The 12192-nt window shown below is 63.8% G+C and carries 11 protein-coding genes, 1 tRNA gene and 1 other RNA gene; 1 reads left to right on the plus strand and 12 read right to left on the minus strand.

Annotated features, from left to right (window positions below; genetic code table 11):
- Nucleotides 1-28: 28 nt before the first annotated feature.
- The 11 genes from sufB (C7438_RS05975) to C7438_RS06025 all read right to left on the minus strand — a co-directional run bounded on the left by sufB (C7438_RS05975) (nucleotide 29) and on the right by C7438_RS06025 (nucleotide 10758).
- Nucleotides 29-1426: a Fe-S cluster assembly protein SufB gene (sufB, locus tag C7438_RS05975; RefSeq protein ID WP_121444445.1), complete on the minus strand. Its 1398-nt coding sequence runs from the start codon at nucleotides 1424-1426 to the stop codon at nucleotides 29-31.
- A 24-nt stretch (nucleotides 1427-1450) separates the two neighbouring features.
- Nucleotides 1451-2854 (minus strand): Fe-S cluster assembly protein SufB, encoded by a 1404-nt coding sequence (gene sufB / locus C7438_RS05980; RefSeq protein ID WP_121444446.1) that lies wholly within the window; start codon nucleotides 2852-2854, stop codon nucleotides 1451-1453.
- A 118-nt stretch (nucleotides 2855-2972) separates the two neighbouring features.
- Nucleotides 2973-4307, minus strand: a complete 1335-nt coding sequence (locus tag C7438_RS05985) for a SufB/SufD family protein (RefSeq protein WP_121444447.1) — start codon at nucleotides 4305-4307, stop codon at nucleotides 2973-2975.
- Nucleotides 4308-4319: 12 nt separating this feature from the next.
- Entirely contained in the window at nucleotides 4320-5105 is a 786-nt protein-coding gene (gene sufC, locus C7438_RS05990; RefSeq protein WP_121444448.1) for a Fe-S cluster assembly ATPase SufC, read from the minus strand.
- A 326-nt stretch (nucleotides 5106-5431) separates the two neighbouring features.
- The gene (locus tag C7438_RS05995) at nucleotides 5432-5941 is read right to left on the minus strand and encodes a hypothetical protein (protein ID WP_147402002.1); all 510 of its coding nucleotides are present in this window, start codon (nucleotides 5939-5941) and stop codon (nucleotides 5432-5434) included.
- 145 nt (nucleotides 5942-6086) lie between these two features.
- Nucleotides 6087-6470: a glycine cleavage system protein GcvH gene (gcvH, locus tag C7438_RS06000; RefSeq protein WP_121444450.1), complete on the minus strand. Its 384-nt coding sequence runs from the start codon at nucleotides 6468-6470 to the stop codon at nucleotides 6087-6089.
- Nucleotides 6471-6597: 127 nt separating this feature from the next.
- Entirely contained in the window at nucleotides 6598-7941 is a 1344-nt protein-coding gene (locus C7438_RS06005; protein ID WP_121444451.1) for an MFS transporter, read from the minus strand.
- Nucleotides 7942-7950: 9 nt separating this feature from the next.
- A complete protein-coding gene (locus C7438_RS06010) occupies nucleotides 7951-8694 on the minus strand; it encodes an IMPACT family protein (protein WP_170143600.1) in 744 nt (247 codons plus the stop codon).
- 110 nt (nucleotides 8695-8804) lie between these two features.
- Nucleotides 8805-8878: transfer RNA gene (locus C7438_RS06015), tRNA-Thr, on the minus strand.
- Between the two features lie 199 nt (nucleotides 8879-9077).
- A complete protein-coding gene (locus C7438_RS09155) occupies nucleotides 9078-9959 on the minus strand; it encodes a DegV family protein (RefSeq protein ID WP_170143601.1) in 882 nt (293 codons plus the stop codon).
- A 13-nt stretch (nucleotides 9960-9972) separates the two neighbouring features.
- Nucleotides 9973-10758, minus strand: a complete 786-nt coding sequence (locus C7438_RS06025; protein WP_170143602.1) for an NUDIX hydrolase — start codon at nucleotides 10756-10758, stop codon at nucleotides 9973-9975.
- Nucleotides 10759-11016: 258 nt separating this feature from the next.
- Between C7438_RS06025 and hemQ the strand changes: the two genes are divergently transcribed.
- Nucleotides 11017-11751 carry a hydrogen peroxide-dependent heme synthase gene (hemQ, locus tag C7438_RS06030; protein ID WP_121444454.1) on the plus strand — a complete coding sequence of 245 codons (735 nt, stop codon included), beginning with the start codon at nucleotides 11017-11019 and terminating at the stop codon, nucleotides 11749-11751.
- A gap of 89 nt (nucleotides 11752-11840) precedes the next feature.
- Here the strand turns inward: hemQ and ssrA are convergent.
- Nucleotides 11841-12192: a transfer-messenger RNA gene (gene ssrA / locus C7438_RS06035) on the minus strand.

Consider the following 12192-nt stretch of genomic DNA (forward strand, 5'->3'; position numbering starts at 1 on the left):
ACAAGGCGGGAGCGACGCACGCCTGAGCTCAGCCAAGGCCGCCTTCGATCTCGAGTTCGATGAGCTTGTTGAGCTCTTGGGCGAAGACGAGGGGCATCTCGCGGGCCACCGGGTTGATGAACCCGAGGACAATCATCTTGACGGCCTCGTCTTCGGGGATACCGCGGCTCATGAAGTAGAACAGCTGCTCCTCGCTCACCTTGGACACGCTGGCCTCGTGTTCTAGGACGACGTCTGCGGTCTTTACTTCGTTGTACGGGAAAGTGTCCGAGGTGGAGAGGTCGTCGAGGAGGAGGGTGGCGCAATCTACCTTGGCCTTCGAGCCGCGGGCGTTGGCCCCGAAGGCCACGAGACCGCGGTAGTTCGTCTTGCCGCCGTCCTTACCGATGGATTTGGAGACGACGGTAGCCGTGCAGTTCGGAGCGTTGATGAGCACCTTCGTCCCGACGTCTTGGATTTGCCCCTTTCCCGCGTACCCGATGGAAAGGACGTCTACACGCGCCCCTTCGCCCTTGAGGATCGCAGAGGGGTACTTCATCGTCACCTTGGCCCCGAGGTTGCCGTCCACCCACTCCATCGTGCCGTGGGCCTCGACGCTCGCCCGCTTCGTCACGAGGTTGTAGACGCTCTTGGACCAGTTCTGAATCGAAGAGTAGCGCACGTGCGCACCGCGCTTCACGACCACTTCCACGACGCCCGCGTGGAGGATGTTCGTGTTGTAGAACGGCGCAGCGCACCCTTCGATGTAGTGCACGAAGGAATCCTCGTCGGCGACGATGAGGGAACGCTCGAACTGCGCCATCCCCTCGGTGTTGATCCGGAAGAACGCGTGCACGGGGAGTTCGAGCTTAAGCCCCTTGGGAATGTAGAGGAACGTTCCGCCGGACCAAAAGGCGGCGTTGAGCGCCGCAAACTTGTTGTCGCTCGCCGGAACGACCGTCCCGAAGTACTCGCGGAAGAGCTCCGGGTACTCCTTGAGCGCCGTGTCCGTGTCGAGGAAGATCACACCGCGTTGCTCGAGCTCCTTTTTGAGGCCCGTGTAGACGACTTCCGAGTCGTATTGGGTGGAAACCCCCGCGAGAAACTCCTGCTCTTCCTTGCTCAGGCCGAGGCGTTCGTAAGCCTTCTTGAACTCTTCGGGAACTTCGTCCCACGTGCGGGCGGGACGCTCCACGGGCGGCTTTACGTAGTACGTGAGGTCGTCCAAATTGAGCTCCGAAAGGTCCGGTCCCCACGTGGGCATGGGCTTCTTGAAAAAGATCTCCAACGCCTTGAGGCGGTACTCGGTCATCCAGTCCGGTTCGCCCTTGGACTGCGAGAGGTCGAGGACCAGCTCGCGGACGATCCCCTTGGGAGCGCGGTAGGCCGCTTGGATGGCGTCGCGCACGTGGTAGCGTTCAATCCCTTCCACGAGAGGTTCGCCCACGACGCATCCCCCCTTTTCTTCAGTTTACCCTAGGCCGCCTTCGATCTCGAGGGCGATGAGCTTGTTGAGCTCCAACGCGTACTCCATGGGAAGCTCTTTCGTAAAGGGCTGGAGGAACCCCTGGACGATGAGTTGGGTCGCTTCCGTCTCCGTAAGACCTCGGCTCATGAGGTAGAAGAGCTGCTCCTCGCTCACCTTGGACACGCTCGCCTCGTGCTCGAGGACGACGTCCGCGGTCTTCACCTCGTTGTACGGAACGGTGTCAGAAAAGCTTTGGTCGTCCAAAAGGAGCGTCGCGCAGTCTACCTTGGCCCGCGAACCCCGGGCCTCGGGGCCGAAGAGGACAAGTCCCCGGTAGTTCACCTTGCCGCCGTCCTTGGCGATGGACTTGGAGACGACCGTGGCCGTGCAGTTCGGGGCGTTCACGAGAATCTTCGTCCCCGCGTCCTGCACCTGGCCCTTCCCCGCCAAGGCGATGGAAAGCACGTCGGCGTGCGCTCCCTCGCCGCGGAGGATGACGGACGGGTACTTCATCGTCACCTTGGACCCGAGGTTGCCGTCCACCCACTCCATCGTGCCGTGGGCCTCGACACTCGCCCGCTTCGTCACGAGGTTGTAGACGTTGGGGGACCAGTTTTGAATCGTCGTGTAGCGTGTCCGCGCGCCGCGCTTCACGATCACCTCGACGACGGCGGCGTGCAGGGAATCCGAAGCGTACAGGGGGGCCGTGCACCCTTCCACGTAGTGGACGCTCGCCCCCTCGTCGACGACGATGAGCGTCCGCTCGAACTGCCCCATGTTTTCCGCGTTAATCCGGAAGTACGCCTGCAAGGGAATGTCCAGCCGAACCCCCGGCGGAACGTAGATGAACGTCCCTCCGGACCACACGGCGCTGTTTAAGGCGGCGAACTTGTTGTCGCTCGGCGGGACCACCGTGGCAAAGTATTCGCGAAAGAGCTCCGGGTACTCCTTGAGCGCCGTGTCCGTATCGAGAAAGATCACGCCCTTGGATCCGAGCTCTTCCTTGAGGCTCGCGTAAACGACTTCCGATTCGTACTGCGCCGTGACCCCGGCGAGGAACTTCTGTTCCGCCTCGGGAATCCCCAGACGTTCGAAGGTGCGCTTGATCTCCTCCGGAACTTCGTCCCAGGAGCGCCCCTTGCGCTCCGTGGGCTTCACGTAGTAGACGATTTCCTCAAAGTCGATCCCCGAAAGGTCGGGCCCCCAGCGGGGAAGGGGCATCTCCAGAAAGAGCTCGAGCGCCTTGAGGCGGAACGCCGTCATCCAATCGGGTTCGCCCTTCATGCGCGAGATCTCCAAAACGAGGTCGCGCGTGAGGCCCTTAGGGGCCTTAAAGACGTACGCTTCCGGGTCGCGAAACCCGTAGCGGTAGGCGTCGGGAAGGAAGGAAGCGTCCGCCACGTCCATCACCCCATCCTCGCACCCGGCGGTGCGGCGTTTGCGCCAAATTCGCGTCTCCTACGCGAGTCGAAGAGGAGGCGATCCTTCGCGTTTCCCAGTTCCGCGGGCCACGCCCCGAAGCGGCTCAGCGCGCCTCCGCCGGAACGAGGCCGAGCTTCCGCTCGACGCCCCGGGCGATCTGCTCGGGAAGCTCTCCCGCGGTGAAGTCCCGCAGGACTTCCTCGAGGAAGCCGAGCACGAGGAGGCGTTCCGCCTCCGCGCGCGAAAGACCGCGGCTCATGAGGTAGAAGAGTTGGAGGTCGTCGACGCGTCCCGCGCTGGCGGCGTGGTCCGCGTACAGGTCGTTGTCGTCGATGAAAAGGAACGGGTTTGCGTCGCCGCGGGCGCGGCCTCCGAGCATGAGGAGGCGCGTTGTCTGCTTCCCCGTAGACTTTTTGGCACCCTTGTGGATGTGGGTGATCGCGTTGAAGACGTGGTGCGCCTCATCCTTGAGGATGGCCTTGACCAACGTACGGCTTTCCGTGGCGCGCGACCGGTGAATTTGGGAAAAGGTGTAGGCCCCCCGCTGCTTCCCGGAGCCGATCCCGGCAAAGCGGATCGTCCCCCGCCCCCCGTCGGCGTCGTAGAGGAGCGTCGTGAGGATCGCCCCGTCGGCGTCGCCCAGATCGGCCTCCCGGACGTCAAGCGAAGCGTCGCGCCCCACGCGCCCCGTACGCGCCTCGAAGCGGCGCGCCCCACGACCTCCGACATGCAAGACTTGGTAGTTCACCTGCGCCCCATCCGCGGCAAAGACCTCGGCGACGTGGGTGGCGAGGACGCGGACGTCGTCAGCGAAGAGACGACGCTCGACGAGCGTAAAGCGCGACCCCCGACCGGCGACGACGAGCGTTCGCGTGTGGCGCGCAAGACCTTCGTTACGGTCGGTCGCCACCCAGACGATTTCCAACGGTTCGGCCACCTCCACGCCCGGAGGGACGTAGAGGAAGGCCCCCTCCTGCCAGAGCGCCGCAGACAACGCCGTCAGTCGATCGGACCCGTCGGGTACGGCGGTGCCCAGGTAGGGTTCGACGAGTTCGGGGCGCTCGGAAGCCGCCTCACGCAGGGAGAGGAGGAGGACGCCTTGTTCGCGCAGGTGCGGTGCGATTTCCGCACGCACCAGCGCTCCGTCTGCTGCGAGAAACTCGGCCATGGCCCCCGAAGGGAGAAAAGCGGAGAGCGGCTCGGCGAGTTCCCGTTCCGCAAACTCTGGCGCCCGGTCGCCGAATCCCTCGGGTAGGTGGGAAAATTCCTCGATGCGCAGGTTGGCGGCGTTGTACTTCTCGATGTGCGGGTAGGCCAGTTCTCCCACGCGGGCGAGCGCGTTCTTGCGGCGGTTTAGGAGCCATTCGGGTTCGCCGAGGGCGCGCAAGCGCGCGATGAGGCCTTCCGCTTCGGCCGCGTGCAGGAGTTCCGTTGCCATCGAAATCCCCCCTCACGCTTCCTGGCCGACGACTTCGTCGGTGATCCCGAGCTCTTCCCGAATCCAGTCGTACCCGCGGGCCTCGAGTTCGCGCGCGAGTTCCGGCCCTCCGGACTTCACGATGCGCCCCTGCATCATCACGTGGACGAAGTTCGGCTCGACGTACTGGAGGATGCGCTCGTAGTGCGTGATGAGGAGGAAAATGCGCTCCGGCGAAGCGAGGTGGGTGATCCCCCGGGCGACGACCTTGAGCGCGTCGATGTCGAGCCCCGAGTCGACCTCGTCCAAAATGGCGACCGTCGGCTTGAGGAGGAGCATCTGAAGGATTTCGTTGCGCTTCTTCTCGCCGCCGGAAAAGCCCTCGTTTACGGAGCGCCCCGCCATCTTGACGTCCATTTCGAGGAGGGCGAGCGCTTCGTTCAACTGCTTCATGAACTCCGTAAGGGGGATCGGGCTGTCGGCCGGGCGGCGGGCGTTGATCGCGGCACGGAGAAAGTCCGCATTCGTCACCCCGGGAATCTCGCTCGGGTACTGCATGGCGAGGAAGAGCCCGCGCCGCGCCCGTTCGTCTACCGAGAGCTGGAGGAGGTCCTCGCCGTTGAGGAGGACGCGCCCGCGGGTGACCTCGTAGCGCGGATGTCCCATGATCGCCTGGGCGACCGTGCTCTTGCCCGCGCCGTTGGGCCCCATGATCGCGTGAATCTCCCCACCCCGCATCGTCAGGGAAAAGCCGCGAACGATGGGCTTCCCGTCGACGCTCACGTGCAGATCTTCGATGACGAGTTCCGGCTGCGCCACGTTGATCCCTCCCTGAATAATCGGCCGCTCGGCCCGATCTGGTCGTTAGAAGTACGCACGGAAGCGCTCACACGTAAGTGTGCCCGGATACATACCCCATCGGGTATCGGGGCGCACCCCGCCCTTCCTAATGGGCATAGTACCAAAACGTGGAGCAAGAATCAAGTGATTTTCACCAAATGTTCACACCATCCCATACCGGAAGGTGCGGACGAGGTGAGAACTAGAATCACCTGCAAAACTGAGTCTACTCCTATCTAAGAAAAAAAGCAAGTCGAGAAGCGCAGGGCGCGCCACGTTTCGCGCCTGGGCTCCTCGACCGGAAATCAGCCGTTTGCGGGTTCTTCGTACGGACCCTTCTCCGCAAAGGCGAGGCGGTCTCGGTACCGCGCGGCGAGCACGGAAAACCTGCGGCGGAGTTCCCCAGCCCACGCCTCATCGGCGAGGTGTTCAGCCGCCCCGTACAGGTCGAGGGTGTGGTCGATGAGCTCCGCGAGAAGTCGCTCGTCGACCTCTTCCTCGTCGTCCACCCAAAAGGGGACGGTTTCCTTGAGGGCGTCCCAGTCCACCGTGGCCACCTCGTCGAAGTAAAAGAAGGCCGATTCGATGTGCTCGCTCATCTCTTCGATGATCTCGAACTCTCCGTACACCTTGGGGTGGATCTCCCCGCGCCCGCAGACGGGACATACGAGAAAGGGGACGTTTGCGACGACGATCCCGCCGACCTGAATCTTCGCCTTCGTGCCCACCATAAGCGCTCCGCAGCACTGCATCGTCCCCGCCTCCCCCGCGTCGACTCGGCCCGTCTGCCGAGCGCCGATGAATCCATCTCGCATGTCTGGTTCACCCATTATACCGCGTCTTGCACACCCGGCAAAGAACCAAAACAAAGAAGGCGCGGCGCAAGGCCCCCCATGGACCTCACCGCCGCGCCGACGCGCCTTCCGACGAAGCCGCCACTCCACGTGGATCCGGGAATTTCTACGCTTCGCCCACGTGCGCCCGGTAGGCGTCCGCATCCAAGAGTTCGGCAAGTTCGGAGGGATCGCGCATCTCTACGACGATCATCCACCCGTCCCCATACGGCGAGGAATTGATGCGTTCCGGGGCGTCTTTGAGGCTTTCGTTTACCTCTACGACGCGGCCACTCACGGGCGCGTAGAGGTCGGAAACCGCCTTGACCGACTCCACGCTCCCGAATACGCTCCCCTTGTGCACCTCCGTGCCCACCTCTGGGAGGTCCACGTAGACGACGTCGCCCAGCTCGCTCTGGGCGTAATCCGTGATCCCCACGCGCGCGCGGTTCCCCTCGACGCGTACCCACTCGTGTTCCGTCGAATACTTGAGCTCTGCGGGAAACTCCATTCCCATGCTCCTTTCTCCTCTGACCGACGTGTTCTCGTCCGTTCGTAGGTTGGACCGATCCGCCACCACTATAGCGCCTTTTCCGGCAAAAGACAACGAAACCGCCCGCCCCTCGGCGGCGTCCCCTCTAGCTTTCCCTCGCCCTTCCGGATGCCACGGCAACGGAAGCCGTGGAGCTCCCGCTTCGGACGTCGCACCGCGGCAACATCCATAGGAAAAGGGCGGAAAGGGCGCGCAAGAGGGACGAAATCCACATAGCCCCGATGATCCCGAGCTTTGCCGCTATGAGTACGCCGACCTGCGGGGCGAGGAAACCGATGATGCCCACACCGGCGTTGTACAGGGCGATCGCACCGTTTCGGTCCCGCACCTCCCCGAGGGCGAGGAGGACGTTGAAAATGAGGAGTTGCACGCCCGAAAGAAACAACCCCGTCCACAGGTTCACCAAGGCCAGGTAGGGAAGCGACACGGACAGGACCGTGAGAGCGGGAATCGTCGCCATCCCCAAGGTGGCGACGCCCAAAAGGTGCCGCCCGTCTCGCGCCTCGGCAAGCCTCCCCCAAAAACCGTAGGTCACGAGTTGCCCCAAGAGGGAGGTCACGGTAAAGCTCGCCAGCCAAAAGGCGTCGGCATGGGCGATCTTGACGTTGTACAGGGTAAAGAGCGGCCACGCCATCTGCCAGGCAAAGTGAAAGAAGAGGACGGCGGCCAGAAAGCGGCGGAAGCGGGGATCCCGCAGGCTCTCCCCCAGTTCAGCGAGGGAAAAGGACGGAGAAACGCTTCGGTCCGCGCGCGGCGAGGGCACGCGGTGCCGTGCGAGAAAGTACACCTCCAAGAGGCCTGCCGCGAGGGCGACGGAAAAGAAGACCTGATACGGCCAGAGGAGGCGCTTGTCGAACGCGCTCATGAAGGAACCTACGAGGAGGACGGCAAACATCGAGGCAAGCGTGGCCCAACGGTTTCGGGCGCTGAAAAAGGCGTTCCGCCGTTCCGCCGGGATGATCTCCCCGATGAGCGCCTGCCAGAAGAGGTTGGCGAGGGCCTGGGGAAAGGCCATGACCCCCACGAGGAGGACGAGGAGGTCCGCAGCCCTTCCGAAGAGAAGCCAAGGAAGGAGGACAAACGCCGCAAGCAGGCCACGGGTCGCAAGCAGGCTCCAAAGCGTAAGGCGCTTGACCTCCCCCGCATAGACGCGCAAGAGGACCATGCCGAGAAACGTGGCCAAGAGACTCGTGATCTGCGGGAGGGAACTCAAGAGGGCAACCCGGTAGTCGTCGGCGTGCAGGGCTTCCACGGCGAAGAGGGGAAGAAAGCTGGAGACGAGCGTGAGGGATATCGCCGCGAAGAGGCCGTTCCAAAGGCTCATCCGTTCGTTCCAAAGGAGGTCGGAATCCGCCTCTCCCGGGAGTAAGACGTTGCCGAGACGATGCCAAAACGCCCGAAAAGAAAACGGCGGCCGCTTGACCCGCATGGCCTTCCTTCACTTCCCCTCGGGGATTTCGCCGACGACCGGCTCCGGGCATACGCGGATTCCTTCGCCACCTCCGAAAAGCTCGCGCAGAGACGCGAGGGTGTGGGGAACATCCGCTTCGGGGACGTCGACGGTGAGCTGCACGCGCACGGTGAAGTCCGCGGCAAACGAGCATGCGGTTTCGCGCAGAAGGGACTCCACGGCACCGTACCGGCCGTAGTCGACCGTGAGGACGAGACGCCGACAAGGAACGAGCCGTACGTACCCCGCCGCCTCGAGGGCGAGCTGCGCCGCATGGCGGTAGGCACGCACAAGCCCCCCTGCGCCGAGCTTTTTGCCGCCGAAGTACCGGGGGACGGCCACCGCGGCACATACGAGCCCGAGTTGCTCGAGGAGCTCGAGCATCGGCCGACCGGACGTGCCCTGCGGTTCCCCGTCGTCGTCCGCCTTTTTCGCCGGTACCCGGCCGCCGAGGACGTACGCATACGGGATGTGCGTGGCGTCCCAGTGCCTCCGCCGGAGTTCCGCAAGGAAATTCTGGACTTCATCTTCCGTACACGCGCGGCGGGCGTACCCGAGGAAGCGCGAGCGCTCCACGAAGTACTCCACTTGTGCCGGGCCGCGAAGGGTGCGCACGCCCGCCTCGGGAAGCCAAAAGGACCCCTCTGCCGACGGAACCATAGAAGCCTCCGTTCCGCACTCCTCCGAGAGGCCGTAGTCGGGCCCCGGAACGCCTTCCGAACTGCGCTCCAATTCCCACCCTCCCCGTCGCAAGCACATGTAGGCCACGCCGTGCGCGCCCCGCGGTACGCCATACCCAAAACAAACAAAAAAGAAAGCCCCTCGCGGGGCGTGTGTTCTCCTGGTGCCGAGTCGGAGAATCGAACTCCGAACTGCGCATTACGAGTGCGCCGTTATACCATTTAACTAACTCGGCAGGCCGTACTGCGCCAGGCGCAAGTTCTATTATACACCCAAAGGGGCGGTTGTCAACCCGCCGGTTGCCGCTTCTCCGAAGCCCTTTCTCGGGCTTTGCCTACCTGCCGGACTTCCCAAAAGTGCGTGGGCGGAAACGCGCAATCCGCGCTCCGCCCACAGGTTTCCCAAATATCCCAAGCGTCCGGGCGCATCCTCCCTCATCCTTCCCCTCCCGGAGGAGCTACGACGTCCCTCCCGAAAAACCCGACGACGATCGAACCCGGTCCGCCATGCAAGGCGATTGCCGGGCCCATCTCCGTGAGGAGAAACTCGACCTGGGGAAGCCGGTCGCGAAGGCGCGCCACGAAGCGTTCCGCCTCCGCGCGGGCGTCTGCATAGGCGATCCCGATCCGCTTTTTCCCCAGGTCGATGCGCGCCACAACCTCCTCGGCGATCGCCGCAAGCGCACGTTCGCGCCCGCGCACCCTACGGAAGAGGTCAAACACGCCGTCCCGGATGAGAAAGATGGGTTTGATCTGGAGGAGTCCGGCGAGACGTCCGTGGAAGCGGTCGATGCGCCCGCTCCGCATGAGGTTTTCCAGAGTGTCGATGTACACGAAGAGATGGAAGCGTTTCACCGCTTCGCGCAACTCCGCCGCCGCCTCCGCCAGAGAAGCCCCCTTCTGACGAAGCTCGTCGGCAAACAAGGCGAGAAGCCCGAGGCCGACGGAGCCCGTCTTGGAATCGACGACGACGATCTGGGCGTCCGGATGGGAGGCGCGGAATTCCTCCGCCGCGAGGTAGGCGTGTTCGTACGTAGCCGAAACCCCGCTGGAGACGGTGAGCGCGAGAATTCCCACATCGGGGGCGGCGGCGTACAGTTCTTCGTACGCCCGGTAAAAGTCGTACGGAGAAGGGCTCGACGTCGTGGGAAAGGTACGGGCCTTGCGGACCACTTCCGAAAAGGCTTCTCCGCGAAGTTCGACGTCGGGGAGCTCCCGACCGTCGACGACGACCTTTTGCGGGACGACGGTGAAGCCGGATGCAGTGAGGAATTCGGGAGGGAGGTCGATCGTGCCATCGACGAGGATTCGGAACAAAGGAATCGCCCTTTCAACCGAAAAGTTTCTCGACCCGCGCCGAGGATCCCGTGCGAAATCCAGCCTCTGCTGGGAGGGACGGGGGCGCGGACCGCGCCTCGTGCCAGCGGGCCACGAGGACCTCGAGCAGGCGGGCCGTGAGTCCCCAGACGAACGCGCCGCCGAGTTCGTAGGCGACGCCCTGCATTTCCGCCCGCCGGAAAGGGTAGGCTTCTCCTCCGGGAAGGCGCGCGTAGGGGAAGGCGCCGCGCGGGCGAAATTCCACTTCGAAGGGATAGCGCTCCGCCGGCGCAGCGAGCACCTCGGACCACGGAACAAAGAGGAGTCTGTCGACTTCGGCGGGGTTGGGCCGATGCGGGAGTTCGGCGAGTTCCCCGACGTAGGCGTGAACGGCGTAAGCGTACGGCGTGACGAGCGTGCCCAACTTGCCCCACGGCCGCACCGCTTCCGGCGAAACGCCCAACTCTTCCGCCGCCTCGCGTACAGCGGCCGCAAGGTAGGAAGGATCCCCTTCTTCTACCTTACCGCCGGGAAAGGCGATCTCCTGCGGCTGACTGCGGAGGGAGGAAGCCCTGCGTTCGAGGACAAGTACGGGTTCATCGGCCTCTCCGACAAAGGCAAAAGGAAGAAAGACGGAAAAGTGCCGGAAAGGGGCAAAGCCGATTAGCTCTCGCTCGCTCACCCGTCCCAGGCCGGAAACGTCCTCCGGCGGGAGGAGGATCCGCCCCCACGCCCGAGCCAAACTCTGTCGATCCCACCGGCCGCCCACGTCCTCACCCCACTTCCGTTCGTCCCCCAAACCCTCCCCCGCCGCTCGCCGCGCGAAGGCGGAAGAAGGGCCTCTATGCCACCATCCTAGCACATTCCACTGCGTTCGCAGAACGGGAAAGCTTTCTCCCCGCTCGGACCTCCGCCGGAAACGATCTCTGCGGGAAAGCCCCGTACCCCCGTTCTCAGATTTTCATGCCGCATATGGTACGATGTAGACACGAAACACCTTAAGGCACCACAAAGACCTCCGGAGGTGAAGGTCCGACCGAAATCGGTCGGGCGTGCCATGCGCTACACACCCAAAACGTACGAAGGGTACCACATGCTCCACGACTTCCGCCGCATCGACTTCTCCTTCTGGCGCGCCCTGGACGAACATGAGAAACAGGCGCGCCTCGAATCCCTCCGCGAGCTCCTCACGGGCTGGGCCGAGCTCGAAACCCGGGGCGAGGGACATTCCCGGATTTACGCCGTCCTCGGCCACAAGGCCGACCTTCTCTTCCTCCACTACCGAAAGTCGTTCGACGCCCTCCTTGACGCCCAATTCGCCCTGAGCCGCATCCCCGCAGGGGACCTCTTCCCCCCGGCGTACGGGTACTACTCCGTCGTTGAACTCGGAAGCCACACAGGCGATCCTTCCTCCGATCCCAAACTCATGGCCGAACTCTACCCCACGCCTCCCAAAGACGGCTACGTCGTCTTTTACCCTATGAGCAAGAAGCGGAGCAAAGACGAGAACTGGTACTGGATGCCCCAAGAAGAGAGGGCGCGGATGATGCGCTCCCACGGCGAGATCGGCCGCAAGTATGCGGGCACGATCCTCCAAGTCGTCGGCGGCTCCCAAGGTCTCGACGATTGGGAGTGGAGCGTAACCCTCTTTGCCGACGACCCAATCGCCTTCAAAAAGATCGTCTACGAGATGCGCTTCGACGAGGCGAGCGCCCGCTACGGCCTCTTCGGGCCCTTCTTCGTCGGCCGCGCGCTGGACGAAACGCAACTCGAACGGCTTCTCACGGGATAGCGTATTTGCGAAACCACCGTCCGTACATGCAAAACGGGGCGCCGTGCAGCGCCCCTTTTTTCCTAATCCGGAGGTTTTCCTCGGCAATATGGTGGAGGCGAGGGGACTCGAACCCCCGTCCGAAAGCCTCACCACGGCCGCTTCTCCGAGCGCAGTCCGGGTTCTCTTCTCGCGCCCGAGTCTCCCCCGGACGGGATCCCCGAACGCCAGCCCTCCTTTGTGTCGCCCCTCCCCGGAGGGCAAAGAGAGTGGCCAAGCCCGCTCAGATGTCCCCTATGCCGCCCTGCGGGCGCGGACGACACAGAGGCTGACCGCGCTAATTAGGCAGCCAGAGCAAGTTCGCGTTCGTTCGCACTTCTTGGTGCCCGCGTTGTTCCGGGGCCGCGGCCCCCCGGCTCGCTACGGCCGCTTCAAGGCCCCCGTCGAAACCAAGGCGCCCCC

This window comes from Brockia lithotrophica (assembly GCF_003633725.1).
GTDB lineage: Bacteria > Bacillota > Bacilli > Thermicanales > DSM-22653 > Brockia > Brockia lithotrophica.

Coding starts and splice junctions, on each gene's coding strand:
- C7438_RS05995 (WP_147402002.1), bottom strand. CDS start 5,941: ATGCGAGATGGATTCATCGGCGCTCGGCAGACGGGCCGAGTCGACGCG.
- hemQ (WP_121444454.1), top strand. CDS start 11,017: ATGCGCTACACACCCAAAACGTACGAAGGGTACCACATGCTCCACGAC.
- gcvH (WP_121444450.1), bottom strand. CDS start 6,470: ATGGAGTTTCCCGCAGAGCTCAAGTATTCGACGGAACACGAGTGGGTA.
- C7438_RS06005 (WP_121444451.1), bottom strand. CDS start 7,941: ATGCGGGTCAAGCGGCCGCCGTTTTCTTTTCGGGCGTTTTGGCATCGT.
- C7438_RS05985 (WP_121444447.1), bottom strand. CDS start 4,307: ATGGCAACGGAACTCCTGCACGCGGCCGAAGCGGAAGGCCTCATCGCG.
- sufB (WP_121444446.1), bottom strand. CDS start 2,854: ATGGACGTGGCGGACGCTTCCTTCCTTCCCGACGCCTACCGCTACGGG.